Source organism: Mangrovimonas spongiae (assembly GCF_003944795.1).
Taxonomy (GTDB): domain Bacteria; phylum Bacteroidota; class Bacteroidia; order Flavobacteriales; family Flavobacteriaceae; genus Mangrovimonas; species Mangrovimonas spongiae.
In genome coordinates this window covers 99786-116499 of record NZ_RWBG01000005.1, presented here as the reverse complement: position 1 = coordinate 116499, position 16714 = coordinate 99786, and the positions used below count along the sequence as shown (strand labels likewise).

General features: G+C 32.6%; 19 protein-coding genes. 5 read left to right on the top strand and 14 right to left on the bottom strand.

The features are described from left to right. Positions 1-151: 151 nt before the first annotated feature. Positions 152-727, bottom strand: a complete 576-nt coding sequence (locus EJA19_RS11185) for a Crp/Fnr family transcriptional regulator (RefSeq protein WP_125468459.1) — start codon at positions 725-727, stop codon at positions 152-154. Positions 728-832: 105 nt separating this feature from the next. Continuing rightward, positions 833-3667, bottom strand: a complete 2835-nt coding sequence (locus EJA19_RS11180) for a M16 family metallopeptidase (protein WP_125468458.1) — start codon at positions 3665-3667, stop codon at positions 833-835. A gap of 133 nt (positions 3668-3800) precedes the next feature. Here EJA19_RS11180 and EJA19_RS11175 point away from each other — a divergent pair, with 133 nt between their 5' ends. Then, entirely contained in the window at positions 3801-4094 is a 294-nt protein-coding gene (locus EJA19_RS11175) for a DUF3817 domain-containing protein (protein ID WP_125468457.1), read from the top strand. Further along, positions 4095-5339 carry a mechanosensitive ion channel family protein gene (locus EJA19_RS11170; RefSeq protein ID WP_125468456.1) on the top strand — a complete coding sequence of 415 codons (1245 nt, stop codon included), beginning with the start codon at positions 4095-4097 and terminating at the stop codon, positions 5337-5339. Positions 5340-5393: 54 nt separating this feature from the next. Here the strand turns inward: EJA19_RS11170 and EJA19_RS11165 are convergent, their stop codons facing one another. The 4 genes from EJA19_RS11165 to EJA19_RS11150 form a co-directional block, all read right to left on the bottom strand. Beyond that, the gene (locus EJA19_RS11165) at positions 5394-6095 is read right to left on the bottom strand and encodes an OmpA family protein (protein ID WP_125468455.1); all 702 of its coding nucleotides are present in this window, start codon (positions 6093-6095) and stop codon (positions 5394-5396) included. Between the two features lies 1 nt (position 6096). Further along, positions 6097-6573 carry a lipocalin family protein gene (locus EJA19_RS11160; RefSeq protein WP_125468454.1) on the bottom strand — a complete coding sequence of 159 codons (477 nt, stop codon included), beginning with the start codon at positions 6571-6573 and terminating at the stop codon, positions 6097-6099. 97 nt (positions 6574-6670) lie between these two features. Continuing rightward, the gene (locus EJA19_RS11155) at positions 6671-7057 is read right to left on the bottom strand and encodes an acyl-CoA thioesterase (RefSeq protein ID WP_125468453.1); all 387 of its coding nucleotides are present in this window, start codon (positions 7055-7057) and stop codon (positions 6671-6673) included. Between the two features lie 3 nt (positions 7058-7060). Continuing rightward, a complete protein-coding gene (locus EJA19_RS11150; RefSeq protein WP_125468452.1) occupies positions 7061-7948 on the bottom strand; it encodes a DUF72 domain-containing protein in 888 nt (295 codons plus the stop codon). A 176-nt stretch (positions 7949-8124) separates the two neighbouring features. Here EJA19_RS11150 and EJA19_RS11145 point away from each other — a divergent pair, with 176 nt between their 5' ends. Continuing rightward, positions 8125-8541, top strand: coding sequence for a glyoxalase (locus EJA19_RS11145; protein WP_125468451.1), 417 nt, complete (start codon positions 8125-8127; stop codon positions 8539-8541). On the opposite strand, the gene EJA19_RS11140 is transcribed toward EJA19_RS11145, so the two are convergent. The 5 genes from EJA19_RS11140 to EJA19_RS11120 form a co-directional block, all read right to left on the bottom strand. Beyond that, positions 8534-9211 (bottom strand): DUF2461 domain-containing protein, encoded by a 678-nt coding sequence (locus EJA19_RS11140; RefSeq protein ID WP_125468450.1) that lies wholly within the window; start codon positions 9209-9211, stop codon positions 8534-8536. The two genes, EJA19_RS11145 and EJA19_RS11140, sit on opposite strands and share 8 nt — an antisense overlap. A 78-nt stretch (positions 9212-9289) precedes the next feature. Continuing rightward, a complete protein-coding gene (locus EJA19_RS11135) occupies positions 9290-9628 on the bottom strand; it encodes a DUF2853 family protein (protein ID WP_125468449.1) in 339 nt (112 codons plus the stop codon). Between the two features lie 87 nt (positions 9629-9715). Then, complete coding sequence (gene menD / locus EJA19_RS11130; protein ID WP_125468448.1) at positions 9716-11476, bottom strand: 2-succinyl-5-enolpyruvyl-6-hydroxy-3-cyclohexene-1-carboxylate synthase; 1761 nt, start codon at positions 11474-11476, stop codon at positions 9716-9718. 133 nt (positions 11477-11609) lie between these two features. Next, positions 11610-12398 (bottom strand): glucose 1-dehydrogenase, encoded by a 789-nt coding sequence (locus EJA19_RS11125; RefSeq protein ID WP_125468447.1) that lies wholly within the window; start codon positions 12396-12398, stop codon positions 11610-11612. A 131-nt stretch (positions 12399-12529) separates the two neighbouring features. Continuing rightward, entirely contained in the window at positions 12530-13402 is an 873-nt protein-coding gene (locus EJA19_RS11120; RefSeq protein ID WP_125468446.1) for an SDR family oxidoreductase, read from the bottom strand. Positions 13403-13547: 145 nt separating this feature from the next. On the opposite strand from EJA19_RS11120, the gene EJA19_RS11115 reads away from it, so the two are divergent. Beyond that, a complete protein-coding gene (locus EJA19_RS11115) occupies positions 13548-13919 on the top strand; it encodes a winged helix-turn-helix transcriptional regulator (RefSeq protein WP_125468445.1) in 372 nt (123 codons plus the stop codon). Here EJA19_RS11115 and EJA19_RS11110 read toward each other — a convergent pair. From EJA19_RS11110 to EJA19_RS11100, 3 genes are read right to left on the bottom strand one after another with little or no spacing between them, the layout of a single operon-like run. Next, a complete protein-coding gene (locus EJA19_RS11110; protein ID WP_125468444.1) occupies positions 13914-15032 on the bottom strand; it encodes a chorismate-binding protein in 1119 nt (372 codons plus the stop codon). The genes EJA19_RS11115 and EJA19_RS11110 overlap by 6 nt on opposite strands. Then, positions 15032-15457 (bottom strand): PaaI family thioesterase, encoded by a 426-nt coding sequence (locus tag EJA19_RS11105; RefSeq protein WP_125468443.1) that lies wholly within the window; start codon positions 15455-15457, stop codon positions 15032-15034. Before EJA19_RS11105 ends, EJA19_RS11110 begins: the two co-directional genes overlap by 1 nt. A 12-nt stretch (positions 15458-15469) precedes the next feature. Then, the gene (locus EJA19_RS11100; protein WP_125468442.1) at positions 15470-15916 is read right to left on the bottom strand and encodes an SRPBCC family protein; all 447 of its coding nucleotides are present in this window, start codon (positions 15914-15916) and stop codon (positions 15470-15472) included. An 87-nt stretch (positions 15917-16003) separates the two neighbouring features. Here EJA19_RS11100 and EJA19_RS11095 point away from each other — a divergent pair, with 87 nt between their 5' ends. Beyond that, positions 16004-16645 (top strand): alpha/beta hydrolase, encoded by a 642-nt coding sequence (locus EJA19_RS11095; protein WP_125468441.1) that lies wholly within the window; start codon positions 16004-16006, stop codon positions 16643-16645. Positions 16646-16714: the final 69 nt, after the last annotated feature.

Sequence of the window (16714 nt, the reverse complement as noted above, 5' to 3'; positions counted from 1 at the left end):
TATGCTTAGGGATTTTAATTGTCTTTAAGATACTACATTTTAGCCATTACTAAAACATCTTTAGCTGTCTTTTCATTGTACCAAGACAATGGTATACAAAAATAAAGGACATAAATTAGAATATAATTGACCTAAATCAATTCACAAAACTTTAACCTTTTAATTGCTTACGCACTCTACTTAAGCTTTCAGCAGACATCCCTAAGTAGTTTGCAATATGATAATTAGGAACCCTATCTTGAATAGTAGGGTAAAGTGTTTTAAATTCCAGATAACGCTCTTTAACCGAATTGTGTAGTGTTGATAAAATACGTTTCCTCTGAGCAATAAAGGCATTCGTTACTAAACTACGAAAATACCTTTCAAAAATAGGTGCTTCAATTAAAAGTTGATTAAAGTGTTTTTTACTTAGCGCAAATAAAGTCGCATCTTCTATAGCTTGAATATATAACTTGGACGGAGTATTATTAAAATAAGCATCGAAATCTCCTATCCACCAATTTTCAATAGCAAACTGTACAATGTGTTTATTGCCTTTGGTATCTAAATAATATGCAATTAAACAACCTTTTTCAACAAAGTATTCGTTATGAATAAAAGTTTCTGGCTCTAATAAAAACGCTTTTTTTTTAATATTAACAGGCTCTAACTTTAATGTAAAGGCTTGCAATTCATCAGTCGACGCCTTTACATAGTTCGTTATATGTTTTTCAATGTTTTGATACATGATAGTTTATAAATACAGAGCTATTATCGCACATGGTAAATATACATATTAAAAAAACGACGCATAACAATACGTCGTTTTTTACTGATTTTATTTTATTAAATTCTATTTTACGTCATTACCATGAATATCTAATTCTACCATAGGCTTACCTAACTTTTCAACTTCTTGCCATTGTGTTTCCTTATCACCTACTACAATATAGAGCATGTCTTCTTCTTGTAGGTATTTATTAATCATGTTATGATAATCGTTTAACGACATGTCTACTAACTCATTTTGATCCTGCTTTACAAAATCTACTGGTTTATTGTATTTGCTAATATTTTGTAGCATACCTAATTTAGCTCCAAGACTTTCGAAAGCTCTTGTATTTTCTTTAAGAAGTTTGTCTTTGGTTATTTTTACTTCTTCCTCACCAAAATTATCGGCATAGTTTGCCACCATAGTTTTAATAATTTCCAAAGAAGCCAAAGTAGCATTTGCTCTTACACTAGAGTTTATATAAAATGGACCAACCTCTTTACTTTCTCGTATACCGGAATACGCCCCATAAGTATAACCTTTCTCAATACGTAATGTTTGAAATAACCGACCGCTAGAACCACCACCAAGTATCTCGTTAGCATAAGCTAAATTATTGGCTTCAGGATTAGTTTCAGATAAAGCTAATTTACCAATATACAACACCGATTGTTTTGAACCCGGAACATCTACAAAATATACTGTGTTTGTTTTAGGATTTTCTGGTAAAGTATACCGTGGTTGTATTGGTTTAGGTGTGTTCCAATCATTTAACATGTTTGCCACATCCATAACCTGGGATTGGTTTAAATCTCCTACAACATGTAAATTTGCATCTTTAGGTGATAGATTACTATAGAAGGCTTTAAGGTCGTTTATTGTAATACTTTTAGCCGTTTCTAAAGTTCCAGATACTGGAACACCAAAGTTATGATTATCGCCATATAGTAGTTTTGCATAAACGTTATATGCTATTCTTCTTGGGTTGGATTCACTATCTTTTAGACTTGTTTCTAAGGCTTGTTTTAAACGGGCAAACTCTTTAGTGTCCCAACGAGGTTCTAAAATAATTTCTTTAACCAAACTCATGGTTTCATTAAAGTTTTTAGCTAAACAAGACCCTGAAATATGCATGTCTTCTGAAGCCGTATACATATTAATGCTAGCTCCTAAAAGGCCAATAGCTTCTTCTAATTCTGCAGGTGTTTTATTGGCTGTGCCTTCCATCATAAGGTCTGTGAATAAGTTTGAAACTCCAGATTTTCCTTTTGGATCCATTAAATGTCCTCCAGGAATGGTAATATCAAACTGTATTAAAGGCACTTCATTATTCTCAATACCATAAACGGTTAAGCCGTTTTCTAAACTCCCTTGGTAAACTTCTGGCGCTTTAAACAAAGGTAATTCTCCAAAAGATGGTTCACTTCTATCGTATTTAGATGGTGTTTTTTCGTATTCGGCTTCTTCACCTTGGCTTACTTCTTCACTTGCTACATCTTGTTTTACTTCTTCAATCCAAACTTCTGCCTTGTCAGCATTATCTACCGCTAATTCTAATTGTCCTTTAGGAATCACGCTAGTCATAACATAATTCGCATTTTTTATATACTTATTATAAACGCGCATAACATCTTCTGGCGTAACTGCTTGGGTAAGTTTTGCTGTTTGAGTGATATAACTAGGATCGCCATTAAACTCATTATCTTGAGCTAATTGAAAAGCCTTGTTTAGCACAGTACTTACACCACGATACAGACTTGTTTCTAACTCAGCTTTAATACGTTTTAAGTCTTTTGGGCTAACACCATTTTCTTCAAAACGTGTTAATCCTTCATTTATGGCTCGTTTTACGCTATCTAAATTTACACCTGCATTGGCACGCACTCTAAACACAAACTCCCCTGCTAACTCACTACTGCTTTGATAAGTACTAACATTAGGCGTTAGTTTTTCCTCTTCAACTAATACTTGATATAAAGGCGCTTTTTTGCTGCCGCTTAATAAATTACCAAGAATTTGTAAGGCATAAGTGTCTTTATGATATTCTTCTACGGTAGGTATTACGATACGTAGTTCTGGTAGTTTTGCAAAATTATCTTCGAAGTATAATGATTTTGTTTCATTTAATGTCACTGGCATGGGTTGTAATGGTTCTACATCTGGTCCTTTTCTAATTTCACCAAACCATTGTTTAACTTTTTGCTTTGTTTCGGCAACATCGATATCACCAGCTATAACTAATGTTGCATTAGCAGCACCATAATATTGATTGTAGAACTCCTTAACATCGTCTATTGTTGCCGCTTGTAAATCTGGCAACTGCCCAATAACTGTCCAGTTATAGGGATGCCCTTCTGGATATAAGTTTTTGCGAATAATTTCATCGGTATAACCATAAGGAGCATTGTCTACACGTTGACGCTTTTCGTTTTTCACCACTTGCTTTTCTCTCTCCAAAGCTGCTTTGGTAACTGTATTTATCATGTAACCAAAACGATCGGAATCGATCCACATAATTTTATCGAAAGCGTCTTTAGGAACTACTTCATAATATACTGTACCATCACTCCAAGTTCCTCCATTTCTACTTCCGCCCCATTCTGGAATCATTTTTCTATTGGCGCCACGAGGTACATTTTCAGAATCATTAAAACTCATATGTTCAAAAAAATGAGCAAACCCTGTTCTCCCTGGCTTTTCTCTATTAGATCCTACATGCATCATAGTGGCTACGGCTACAATGGGATCGCTATGGTCTTCGTGTATAATAACTTCTAGCCCATTGTCTAGTGTAAACTTTTCATAATCAATTTTAAACTCTGTTGGCTTTACTTCGGTCACTTCTTCTTGTATTTTTTCTTTACATGAAACTAAAAACACAATAAGTAATGCGAGTGATAATTTAATGTATTTCATTTGTGTTAATTTGTTAATCTAGCTAAAAGTACACATAAATGATTAAGCATAACTTTAATGTAACGTTAAAATTGCTACTTGCTGTGCTCTTAAGATTTTTAGATTGTATTTTTGCACCTAAAAACTAATTTGTATGAAATCACTTATCTCTGTGTTTAGAATTATTGCCTTATTGGAAGGTATTTCTTATATTTTACTTCTCTTTATTGCTGTTCCTATTAAGTATCTTGCACATGATCCGCAATATGTAAAGCTATTGGGCATGCCTCACGGCCTTTTATTTGTTGGATACATTGTTTTAGCTATTTTAATAGGCAAAGAGTTAAATTGGAAAACCAAAACGTTTGCCCTTGTTATTTTGGCATCGATAATTCCTTTTGCTACATTTTATGTGGATCAAAAAATATTAAAACAACAAACCTTATAAATGACCGACTACAAACAATTCTTTTTTAATTATTTTACCGAATTAGGTATTGGCGAAAACACAGCAACATATTTAAATATGTTTGCCTTAGCCATTATTTTAGTGTTATTAATACTGGTTTCTGATTTCATAGCTAAAAAAGTACTCGTTAGAGCTTTCCATACGTTTGCTTATAAATCGAAAACACATTTCGATGATATGCTTATCGAGCATAAAGCCCCCCATTACATTGCGCATTTAGCGCCTTTATTAATTACCTTAAAGCTTTTTCCTGTTGTTTTTGAAGATTTCCCTGGGTTTGAATCACCCATAGAAAAACTTATTAAAATTTACGGCATTGTTTTATTTATCTGGATTTTACGTAGTGTTTTAAAAACGTTTGAAAGCTATTTTAAAACGAAGCCTAGATTAAAAGACAAACCTATCGACAGTTATATACAAGTCGTCTTATTATTCTCTTGGGTTGTAGGTGTTGGGTTTGCTTTTGTTGTTATTTCTGATATTTCTATATGGAAGTTTTTTACCACACTAGGTGCCGCTTCTGCTGTAATGCTTCTTATTTTTAAAGACACTATTTTAGGGTTTGTTGCTAGTATTCAAGTTGCTGTAAACGATACGATAAGAATTGGTGACTGGATTACTATGGAGAAATATGGTGCCGATGGCGATGTTATAGAAATAAACCTGTCTACTGTACAAGTGCAAAATTTCGATAAAACCATAACTAATATTCCTACATACGCTTTAATATCGGATGCTTTTAAAAACTGGCGTGGCATGAGCCAGTCTGGTGGTAGACGTATTAAACGTTCTATTATTATAAAGGCTAGCAGTGTACATTATTTAAGTGAAGAAACAATTGATGAGCTAAAAAATATTCAGCTGATAACAGATTATTTAAACACTAGGCAATCTGATATTAATGATTTTAATGAAAAAAACAATATAGACAAATCGTTACTTATTAATGGTAGAAACCTTACCAACTTAGGCGTGTTTAGAAAATATGTACAATCGTATATTGAAAACCATTCGGCTATCAATAAAGACATGACGATTATGATTCGTCAACTTGCCTTAACGCCACAAGGTATCCCGTTAGAGATTTATGCGTTTAGCAGTGATCAGCGTTGGGAAAATTACGAATATATTATTGCCGATATTTTTGATCATTCATTATCTGCTGTCCCTTATTTTAACCTCGAAGTTTTTGAGCTTAGTTTAGACGCCAAACAACCTGAATAAACAAAAAAGGCAACTAAAAATTAGTTGCCTTTTCATTTTTTATAAATTACAGTACTAATTACTATTAGCTTTAGCTTCTTGAATCATATCTTCATTAGGTACAATAGCTACATTAACACGACGGTTTTTGGCGCGACCTTCAACTGTATTATTATCATATTTAGGCTGTGTTTCGCCAAACCAGTTAGTTGTAAACCTTGAAGCACTTAAACCTTGTTGTACAAAATAATCTTTAACTGAATTAGCTCTATTTTTAGACAATGTCATGTTATAGCTTTCATCTCCTCTACTATCTGTATGTCCAACAACTAACACATTAGTATCTGGATAGTCTTTAAGCACAGCTGCGAGTTTATTTAATGTGGTTTGTGATGCGGCATTAATATTATACTTTTCGGTGTCAAAATACACCCCGCTATTTTCATCAAAAGTAACCACAATACCTTGATCTACGCGCTCTACTTCTGCTCCTGGAATTTCCTCTTCAATACGCTTGGCTTGTTCATCCATTTTATGACCAATTAAAACACCTGCGCCACCACCTACAACACCGCCAATAACAGCGCCTAATTCGCCATTTCCGCCTTTACCTACATTATTACCAATAATCGCCCCTATAATAGCTCCGCCAGCCGCTCCAATAGCAGCTCCTTTTTGTTTATTGTTTGCATTTCTAGTCGCTTCACAACTTGTTAATCCAATTGAAAAGATTATAGCTATTGCAATAGCGATATATTTATTACCCATTGTTTTCATATTATTCGTTTATTTTAGAAAAGTTCATATAAATAGTAAACGGTTTTCCTTCTAAAGATACCGTTTGCTGCCATTGCATACTTGTTTCACTTAACTGCGCAAGTTTTACACGAAAGCCATGATTTGTTTCAGATTTGTGTTTTGCGTTTGTTGGTTTTAATAGAAAGTCATACAGTCCTGACTCTTTATCAACTTCATCAATAGTAAATACAAAATGACGATCTTCTGAAGCATTACAATCGCTCCCCGTTAAAGTATAAATTCCTGTGTTATTATTAGGAATAAATCGCCAAGTACTATTTGTAAAACAATCGGTTGAAGCATCATTAAACAGCGTAACATTAAATTTCCCCGATTCACTATAGGTAATGGTATCTAACGTCCAATAGCCCTTCATAACTCTTTTAGAAACAGACTTTGTGGCCCCACAAGAAACCAAGACGAGGAATAATAGCAATAATAAAAAGTTGTTTTTCATATTGTGAAGTTTTAAGTTAATTAAAAGTGTCCTAATTTACACCACTATAATTTACGAATAATACTACAAACTTAGATGTTATTAAGCTGTTAACTTTTTAACTCAACCTATCTTTCACGTATTCTATCTCGGTTTTACCGTGTGGCGTTGGTTTGCCATCCTCGCCAAGATTAACCATTATAATATTATCAACAGTTAAAATGGTTTCTCGTGTCATTTTATTTCTAGCCTCACATTTTAAGGTTAAAGAAGTCTTTCCAAAGTTAACTACTTCTATCCCTAGTTCAACAATATCACCTTGTTTTGCCGAACTTTTAAAATTTATTTCGGACATAAATTTTGTAACAATACCCTTATTCTCTAATTGAATAAGTGTGTATAAGGCTGCTTCTTCGTCAATCCATGCTAAAAGGCGACCTCCAAACAATGTCCCGTTTGGATTTAAATCTTCTGGTTTTACCCATTTACGTGTGTGAAATCTCATATTTTATAGTAATTTACTTTGATTATTGTTATTTGGAATGGTTAAGTTATACCCTAATTCTGTATTTAGTTTTTCTATAAAGTAAGCGGCTAATAATGGCGATTCTTTTTCGATATTTTGATGAATAAAAAAATCTATTTCTTTAATACCTTGCTCGCTCCATTCTTTTATGCGTGCAATCCAATCGTCTAACCTTGAATAATCCGATTTATGATTAGCGCCAACATAACGTATAAAAGCTGTAGGGTTTGTTAAACGCATATGCATTAAGTCGCGTCTTCCCGCTGTATCTACAATGATATTGGAAATGTTATTTTTTTCTAATAAATCGTATAGCTGATTAGCCACAGCTTCATCATTATACCAATTAGTATGACGGAACTCTATAGCCAGCGGTACTTCTTTTGGCCAACTCTCAACAAAATCTACCACACGATTAAAGTCTTTTGGTGTAAAGTTATTATGCATTTGTAAAAAAACAGTTCCTAATTTTTCTTTTAAGTTAGCTGCATTGTACAAATAGTTTTCAACGACTTCTTTTACATGGTTTAACCGTTTCCAGTGACTAATTTCCTGATTTAGTTTTGGAAAAAACTTAAATCCTTTTGGAGTTTTATTGTACCATTTTTCAAATTGCTCGGCAGGAAAAATTCTGTAAAACGTAGCATTAAGTTCTATGCTATTAAACTGTCTTGAGTAATATTCTAACTCATCTTTTGTACCTCGTGGATAAAATCCTTTTAAGTCGGCTCTGTTCCATTTGGCACAGCCTACATAAATTTCGGGCACGTTATCATCTTTTACTTTATTTAAAACTCTGGCCGTATCAATATGGTCTTGAGGTAAGGTAAAATCTATGGTTTCTGGATTATCTACACTTCCAAACTTCATGTTTTATTCTTTTTACGTAAAGATACTCGATATTCTTAAGCCACACCAATAACAAGCATAACAAAGATTTATATGTTCATGCTAAAAAATTATTGTTAATAACCTTGTTAACATCAATTTTTATAATGATTTACTTGAGGCAAGTATCTTTTTAAATTTATTGAAAACTTCTAAAGATGAACAACAGAAACCAAGACCTCTTGCAGTGTCGTCCTCAAATTAGTTCAATAGTTTTTCCAGAGAATATGAGTAACGACGAGCGTTTTCAAAATAAAACGCTAAGACCTATTATTAAACTCCAAAATGATTTGTTTGTTGAAGTATTTAGAAATTATGCCAACAAACATAAAAATGTGTTTTACGATTTATCTAACGAAAAGCAAATAGATTATATTGAAAACGCCATACATAAGGATATGAAGTTTAGAAATTCGCTTAAAGGTATGGTAATTGGTCTGTTTACAGTAGATGAATACAAGTTTTACATTACTAACTCATCGGCTTTAAACAAGCGTATGATGAATTTGGTTAAAGAACGCTTGATAGATAATTTAATGATGCTGCAAAAACATCATGTGTTACAAGCTATATAATAGATTCGCCGTTTAAATTAGTGGTTAACACATCACTCATATAGTCGAAAAATGGCCTAATCGCCTTGAAATCACTATCAACATCATCTATAAATCCTTTTGATGTTACTTGAGCATCGGTATATGCTTTGGTAAAAATGTATTGTTTCTTTTTAATAAGATCGATTGCAGGATGATTTTTATCAAATCCGCGAGGTGCTGTTTTAACTTCATCGCCAACAATAGTACCCCAAACCGATTTAAACGATTTTTGAGTTATAATACTTCTAATTTCATCATCATCTATTTCAAACTCTTTTCTAAGTCGTAATAAATCTTCTTTATTGGGCTGCCAAAACCCTGTTGCGATAAAGGATTGATTATTTGGTGCAATGTGTAAATAATACCCACCGCGAAGTTCTGGTTTGTTTCTATGAAATGATCCTCCAAAATGAGTTTTATATGGTAGTTTATTTTTTGAAAATCGCACATCTCTATAAATTCGAAACATTTTTAGTTTATCTACAGCATCATGTTTATTTAATAACTCTAATAGATTATTATAAACTTGCTTAACATCTTTTTCTATTGTTTTAAATTCCCTTTTATGCTCATTAAACCAATCGCGATTGTTATTCTTTTCTAGTTTTTTAAAAAACGTAAGAGTTTTTTTTTGTATTGCTGTTTCCATAGGATATAATTATACTAAAAAATAAAAAACGCCACTAATTTAGCGGCGTTTATTTAATATATTTTGATAGTTTGTTTACTAATAAACAGACTCTTTATTAAAGTGTTTCGTTAATAAGTAATATACAACCGCTCTGTATTTGTTACGGTTAGACTTACCGTATTGTTCCATAACTTTTGCAATAGCTTCGTCTAGTGCAGGACTGTCGCTTAACCCTAATTTTTTAATTAAAAAGTTGTTCTTAACGGTCGCTAATTCAGAATCATCAGAACCCGATACTGTTTCGGCATCGGCGTTGTAAATTGATGGTCCTAAACCAACAGTTACTTTAGTTAATAAATCCATGTCTGGAGTTTCACCAACTTTATTTTTTAAATCGTCTGCATACTTTGCAATTAATTCGTCTCTTTTACTCATTTTTATCTTTTTTAGTTAAAAATTTAAATCTCTTAAAGGTAACTATTTTGTAAGACACATAAAAATTTAAAAAGTCACATTTAACGTTTATTTAATGAACTTAAAATAGTTAAGAAGTACATCATCATTGATTGTTCTAGGCGTAAAAACTTCTAATAATTTGGGTTGATTTGAGGTATTGAAAAAATTATTTAAACTCTCCTCTAATTCATCTATATTTTTAGCCGTATTATACTCAAAACCATACATTTCACATAAGTATTTTGCAGACAACTCATGTTTAGTTTCAAAAAAATGATCGAAATTAGCGGTGTTTTTATGTCCGGGAAGAATTCTAAAGATTCCACCACCACTATTGTTAACCAATATAATTCTGAAATTTTTAGGAATATAGTTATTCCATAAGGCATTACTATCGTAAAAGAAGCTTAAATCGCCTGTAATAAATGTAGTTTGCTTTGTTGTTGACGACGCAAATCCTACTGCGGTACTCATACTACCATCTATTCCGCTGGTTCCTCTATTACAATGAACTTCGATAGTTTTGTTTAGATCAAATAATTGCGAATAACGAATCGTAGAACTGTTACTTAATTGCATTACCGAATGATCTGGTAACGCCTGAAACACCTTATTATACACAGAAAAATCACTATATGATATTTGTTCTAAATAGCTACTATGTTTTAATTTTCGATGCTTTTTAACACTTTTCCAAGTTGTTTTATAGTTGCTTTTTCTATGATGTGTTAACTGTGGAAGAAAAGCGCTAAAAAAACTGTTTGGTGATACTTTAATATGATTTTCCAAACAGAAAAAGGTGTCGTTTGCATTTACAGCATCTATATGCCAATGGTGTTTAGGTTGATATTTTCTTAAAAACGCTTTGACTTTTTTAGACACAATTAAACCTCCAAATGTTAATAAAATATCGGGCTGTAATTGCTCTAATTCATCATCGTTTAAAGGCCAAATCATTTTATCTATACTCGGGAAAAAGGCTTTATGGTGGATGTTAGACGTTGTTTCGGTAAAAACTAATACGCTATCGTCTTCAGCCAAATCATTCAACCATCTTTCATCAATACTATCTTTTGGATTTACACCAACTAGAACCATCTTTTTTGTAGCATTACTCCAGTCGGTAACAAGGTCTTTTAATATAGTAGCATCTATTTTTTGAGAAATTTCTTTTGGAGGTATATTTTTTGGCATTACTGTTGGCTCTTGAACCATATCGTACAATGGCTCTTCAAAAGGTACATTAATATGTACTGGACCATTCTTTACAATAGCCTTATTAATGGCTAAGTTAATTGCTTCTTCGTTTTCCTTTTGAATTTCTTGTTTAAGCCCTAAAAAGCGTTCTAATCGGTTTTCTATATTTTTTATAATGATAGGTTCATCGTCAGACTTGCGTTTTGGAGTATCTTCTAAATCTAGCTTTAAATTGGCCGAATATAAGATATGATTTTTATAAACCTCTGGCTGATTAATAGTTTGCCCATCTCCTATTCCTATTAAATATTCTGGTCTGTCTGCAGATAACACAACTAATGGAATATGACTATAAAAGGCTTCGGCTATGGCTGGATAGTAATTTAACAATGCACTTCCCGACGAACATACTAACGCCACAGGGTGTTTGATATTTTGTGCAATCCCCATAGCAAAAAAAGCTGCAGAACGCTCATCTACAATACTGTAACAAGTAAAATAATCATCTTCTGTAAAACCAATGGTTAACGGGGCACTTCTACTACCTGGAGAAATTACAATATGTTTTATATTTTTTGCTTTACAAAGCTGAACAACAGTTTGTGCTAGTGGAATTTTTGGGTAATTCATGTATCGTTTAAATAGTTTAACAAAATTAAAGAATCTTAGTGGGTTATTGCGATAATCTGATAATAAACTTATCTACGAAAACAAAAAAGGAGCTGTAAAAACAACTCCTTTTATCCATCAAAATTTAATTTACCTAGGCATTACCATACATATTAGATTCTCCTCCATCTATGGCAATTACCTGACCATTAACATAGTTACAATCATCACTTAACAAATAAGCAACCAAGCTCGCTACTTCTTCTGGCTTACCTAAGCGTCTTGTTGGATTTCTTTTAGAATATTCCGCCTCTGCCGCTTTAGGATCTTCAGGATTTACTTGTTTAAATGCCTCTTCAACCATAGGAGTTAAAATTGCTCCTGGTGCAATAGCGTTTGTAAAAATGTTGTGTTTTCCGTATTCAAGCGCAGCATTTTTTGTCATCCCGGCTACGGCATGTTTAGAAGCAACATAAGGGGTTTGATTTAAAACACCACGAATACCGCCTACAGAGGCTACATTAACAATACGACCACCATGCTCTACCATTTCTGGTAATACATAACGCAATCCGTAATAAACACCCATTAAATTAATATCGATAACTTTTTTAAATACCTCTAAATCGTAATCGACCATATCTGCTTGACGTCCTTCTATTCCTGCATTATTGTAAAACCCATCTATTTTACCAAAGGCTTCTTTAGCTTTAGCTACATATTTCTTAACATTTTCTTCTTTGGATACATCGGCAGCAACAGCTACGATATTAACCGAAGGGTAATCTGTCTTAATTTCTTCAATAGCAGTATCCAATCCTTCCTTATTATAATCAACTAAGGTTAAACTCGCTTGTTTGGCTGCTAAATACTTTGCTGTAGCTAATCCAAGTCCCATTGCAGCTCCAGTTATAATTATTGATTTGTCTTTAAAAGATTTCATATGTTATATTTTAATTTTTTGTTTACTATAAATTTATGGATAAACTCTCTGAAAAGTATAATGACTATAAGATTTAACGTATTTTTAAATCTATGTCTTTATAGATAAAATTTATCCTTTTTTAATGAATACTAATTTCCTACAAATTCTGCTTCTAAGTATGTAGATAAAGATAGTAACTCATGTCCTAGAAGATCTTTTAATGTTGTTGTAGGTTGGTTAAATTCTCCTGCAGCAATACCTAGACTAAATCCTACTGTTACATCAATTGCTGGTTTTGGAACTCCTGCATCACTTAAAGTGGTAATAAAATCATCAGTTTTTGGGCTTATATAAGTTATCTCTTTACCTGATAATTCTGTTAATATTTGAGCTACATCTTCCATAGTAAATGATTTTTCACCTCCAAATTCATACGTTTTACCCAAGTGATCTTTTGTTGATAAAATAATTGCAGCACCTTGAGCCATATCTGCTCTAGAAGCAAATGACACTTTACCTTCATTAGCAGGCAAGTAAATTGTTTGCTTTTCAATAACATCCTCCCCAATAAAAAGTGGCAACACTTCCATATATAAAGCATGTTTTAAAATAGTATAAGGAATACCTGAGTTTTTTATAAGTTCTTCAGTATTTATATGAGATTCAGCAACAAACTGTATAACAGAATCTTTGTTATTGGTTTTACGCTGAAAGCTTGTGTACACAATATGTTTAATACCTACTTCCTTAGCTGCTTTTATTACATTTTCATGCTGTTTCATTCTAGAAACAATATCACTTCCAGATACAAAGTATAGTTTATCAATTCCTGAAAACGCTTTTACTAAAGACTCATAATCGTTATAATCTCCTTGTCTAACTTGCACACCTTTTTTCTTAAATTTATCTACCTTACCTGTATCTCTAGACATAACTGCTATTTGAGACGCTTCTATTCTATATAAAAGCTCATTTGTTACAGCACTTCCTAAGTTTCCGCTTGCTCCTGTAATTAAAATCATAATATTATTTTTTTAAGTTTATTTTATATATTTACTTACTTTTGGTAAGTCAAAGTTAAAAAGTAAGTTTCTTAAAAACAAGTACTTACAAATTATTCAGCAACTAACTTAAATGTTAGTTTTACTGAAAAACAGAACGTTATATATGAAAAAAGCAGACATAAATTTTAGCGAGCCTTTAAATTGCCCTGTAAGAAATATTTTGGATAGAATTGGCGATAAATGGTCTTTATTAATCTTATTGGTATTAGAGCAAGAAGATGTGCTGCGTTTTAATGAAATACACCAATCTATTGGAGATATTTCACAAAAAATGCTTTCAGTATCACTAAAAAACTTAGAAGCCGATGGATTGGTTAACAGGAAGGTTTACCCACAAATACCTCCAAAAGTTGAATATAAATTAACCGATTTGGGAAAAAGTTTAATTCCTTTTGTTAACGCACTATCAGATTGGTCTAAGCAACACATGGATACAATTTTAAGAAACAGAACTGCTTATAAAAAAAAGCTATAGTACCTGTTTCATTGTTCCTGATTTATGGACTGTTTCTTCCCATTCCTGTATTGGGTTTGAAGCTTCTGTAATACCGCCACCTACAAAAATATTGGCTTGGTCTCCTTCTATTTCCATACAGCGAAGGTTAACATAAAAATCACTTATATTCTTAATAGAAGCATACGCATTATTCTCGACATTACGACGGTTTCTATTTCTAGATTTAGCTTCTTTTAAATTAAGTTCTCCTAAAAATCCTGTATAATAGGTTCTTTTATAATATTCATTATTGAGTATAAAGTTTTTAGATGCTTGTTTAGGTAAACCACAAACGGCTGGTGTAGGATGCAACGCTTTTAAAACCGCTTGGAGATTCCCATTAATAGTAGCTGTAATTTTTGTTTGAAGATGTAAAAGTTTACCTGCTTTTACTGTTTGCACATCGCCTAATGTAATAGTATTTGCAAAAGGTTGTAAACTATCTGCAATAAAGTTGGTAACAAACTGCTGCTCTTGGCGTTCTTTTTCTCCCCATGTCACATCTAAATTCCCTGAAAATTTTTGTGTTCCCGCCAAAGCCATTGTAGATAAACGATTGTTCTCAACTTTTAACAAGGTTTCCGGCGTGGCTCCTAACCACATCCCAACTTTTGGGTGATACCAACAATACACAAAAGCCGACGGATAACTTTGTAATAAGTCGGTGAAGATTTGAATAACCGATTTAGAATGCAATATTACCGTTTCTTTTCTTGACAACACCACCTTTTTAAACTCTCCAGACGCTATTGCCTTTACACCTGCTTCAACCAGTTTTATATGATTAGTTTTATCTTCTTCTAATATTTCGGCTGTTTTTTGTGTTTCGGTTTTCTTATTTAGTTGATGTAGATCATTGAACTCAGCTTGAAAATTATCAGAGTCATCAAAAGGGATTAAAATAATGTCTTCTTTATCGTTAAAAGGCGCAAATACAAACCCACTTTCCGAAAAATCTTCAACCTTAAATACCTTATCATCTTTTTGTAGCATTAATTTTACCGTCGATTGATTGGGTTTTCTATACGCTACAAAAGGTAAGCTATTATTATAATGCTCTAATGCTTTTGCTATAAGATCTTGAAAATCCATTATTTTTTTCTAGGTAAACTAATGGTTGATAAACGACATACAGAAACTAAATTATCTTGCTCATCAGTAATACGAATATCTAAAAGTTGTGTTGTTCTACCTTTGTGTAAAAAGGTGGCTTTTGCATAAACGTAACCTTCTGTTACACTTTTTAAATGATTTGCTGTTATCTCAATGCCTCTTACAAATTTCTCTTCTATATTAGTAAAAATATGCGATGCAAAACTTCCTACACTTTCAGCTAATGCTGCTGTTGCTCCGCCATGTAACACACCATCTGGCTGATAAACTCTAGAGTTAACAGGCATTCTTGCTGTTAAAAAATCGTCACCAAAGTCAACCATTTCTATGTCTAATGTTTCCATTAATGTGTTTTTGCTCGCCGCATTGGCTTGTGCTAAAACCGTTTCTTTTGTTAGTGGCATTCTAAATATTTTTTATGAATTATAATTTTCTTCAAGATAAGACACCAAACTATCTTTAATAAAATAGTTCCATCCTTGTTCGCAGCTTTCTAGTTTAAATTCTGGAATGGTATCATCAAAATCCTCAACAATCTCAACCGTCACTGTTAATTTTGTTTTATTATTAAACGCATTTAATTGAAATGTAACAAACGAATCCCCTTCAAACCCTTTATACTTCCAATTATAAACAATTTTTTCTTCCGGAAGAACCTCCTTTATTTCCCATAAATGCATAAAATCACGACTTGGCACCTTAACATTAAAAGCTGTTTTAAACCCAACTTCAGCTTTAAAATCTGGAATATTATGAAAAAACCATTCAACCATATGATTATGATTTGTTATAGCTTTCCAAACTACTGCCTTAGGCAAGTGAAATGTTTGTATAACAATAACATTAGGCTGAGTTGTTTTCATTTAAAGGAATACTAGGTTTTATTGGCGATGGTTTAACAAAAACCGTAATTTTGGATTTTTGGTAAAAATACAAAACCTTACAGAATAATGAATTCATTAGAAAAGGAAATCTCCTATACTACTACAAATACATATGGTACATTAAACACCTTGACAGAGCAAACTAAAAACATTTGGTTTGTATGCCATGGTATGGGTTATTTAAGCCGATATTTTTTACGCTATTTCGATAGTTTAAATGCTGAAGAAAATTATATAATCGCACCACAAGCGCAAAGCAAATACTATCTCGCGCCAAAAATGAGGCATGTTGGTGCTAGTTGGTTAACCAAAGAAAATACCAAGAAAGAAACCGAAAACGTGATGCGTTATTTTGATGCTGTATTAAAGTCTGAAAATATTCCTACCGACAAGAACCTTATTATTTTAGGCTATTCGCAAGGGGTTAGTGTTGCTATGCGCTACATGGCTAAAAGACAGATACAATGCTCGCAATTAATTCTTCACTCAGGTGGAATCCCAAAAGAACTTACTTCAAACGATTTTAGTTATTTAAACCAAAAAACTCAGGTAAAACTTGTTTATGGTACACAAGACGAATACTTAAATAGCGACCGAATTAGTGCAGAAACTACAAAAGCCAAAAACCTATTTGGCTCTAGATTAAGCCTGCATCCTTTTGACGGGAAACATGAGGTTAATTCCAATTTAATCAAGTCTTTCATCTAATAATTCAAGACTTAAAAAACTTAGAAAAGCAAGTTAAAATCCTTAACTTTGTTACCATTATTATTAATA

Coding starts and splice junctions, on each gene's coding strand:
- EJA19_RS11185 (WP_125468459.1), bottom strand. CDS start 727: ATGTATCAAAACATTGAAAAACATATAACGAACTATGTAAAGGCGTCG.
- EJA19_RS11180 (WP_125468458.1), bottom strand. CDS start 3,667: ATGAAATACATTAAATTATCACTCGCATTACTTATTGTGTTTTTAGTT.
- EJA19_RS11175 (WP_125468457.1), top strand. CDS start 3,801: ATGAAATCACTTATCTCTGTGTTTAGAATTATTGCCTTATTGGAAGGT.
- EJA19_RS11170 (WP_125468456.1), top strand. CDS start 4,095: ATGACCGACTACAAACAATTCTTTTTTAATTATTTTACCGAATTAGGT.
- EJA19_RS11165 (WP_125468455.1), bottom strand. CDS start 6,095: ATGAAAACAATGGGTAATAAATATATCGCTATTGCAATAGCTATAATC.
- EJA19_RS11160 (WP_125468454.1), bottom strand. CDS start 6,573: ATGAAAAACAACTTTTTATTATTGCTATTATTCCTCGTCTTGGTTTCT.
- EJA19_RS11155 (WP_125468453.1), bottom strand. CDS start 7,057: ATGAGATTTCACACACGTAAATGGGTAAAACCAGAAGATTTAAATCCA.
- EJA19_RS11150 (WP_125468452.1), bottom strand. CDS start 7,948: ATGAAGTTTGGAAGTGTAGATAATCCAGAAACCATAGATTTTACCTTA.
- EJA19_RS11145 (WP_125468451.1), top strand. CDS start 8,125: ATGAACAACAGAAACCAAGACCTCTTGCAGTGTCGTCCTCAAATTAGT.
- EJA19_RS11140 (WP_125468450.1), bottom strand. CDS start 9,211: ATGGAAACAGCAATACAAAAAAAAACTCTTACGTTTTTTAAAAAACTA.
- EJA19_RS11135 (WP_125468449.1), bottom strand. CDS start 9,628: ATGAGTAAAAGAGACGAATTAATTGCAAAGTATGCAGACGATTTAAAA.
- menD (WP_125468448.1), bottom strand. CDS start 11,476: ATGAATTACCCAAAAATTCCACTAGCACAAACTGTTGTTCAGCTTTGT.
- EJA19_RS11125 (WP_125468447.1), bottom strand. CDS start 12,398: ATGAAATCTTTTAAAGACAAATCAATAATTATAACTGGAGCTGCAATG.
- EJA19_RS11120 (WP_125468446.1), bottom strand. CDS start 13,402: ATGATTTTAATTACAGGAGCAAGCGGAAACTTAGGAAGTGCTGTAACA.
- EJA19_RS11115 (WP_125468445.1), top strand. CDS start 13,548: ATGAAAAAAGCAGACATAAATTTTAGCGAGCCTTTAAATTGCCCTGTA.
- EJA19_RS11110 (WP_125468444.1), bottom strand. CDS start 15,032: ATGGATTTTCAAGATCTTATAGCAAAAGCATTAGAGCATTATAATAAT.
- EJA19_RS11105 (WP_125468443.1), bottom strand. CDS start 15,457: ATGCCACTAACAAAAGAAACGGTTTTAGCACAAGCCAATGCGGCGAGC.
- EJA19_RS11100 (WP_125468442.1), bottom strand. CDS start 15,916: ATGAAAACAACTCAGCCTAATGTTATTGTTATACAAACATTTCACTTG.
- EJA19_RS11095 (WP_125468441.1), top strand. CDS start 16,004: ATGAATTCATTAGAAAAGGAAATCTCCTATACTACTACAAATACATAT.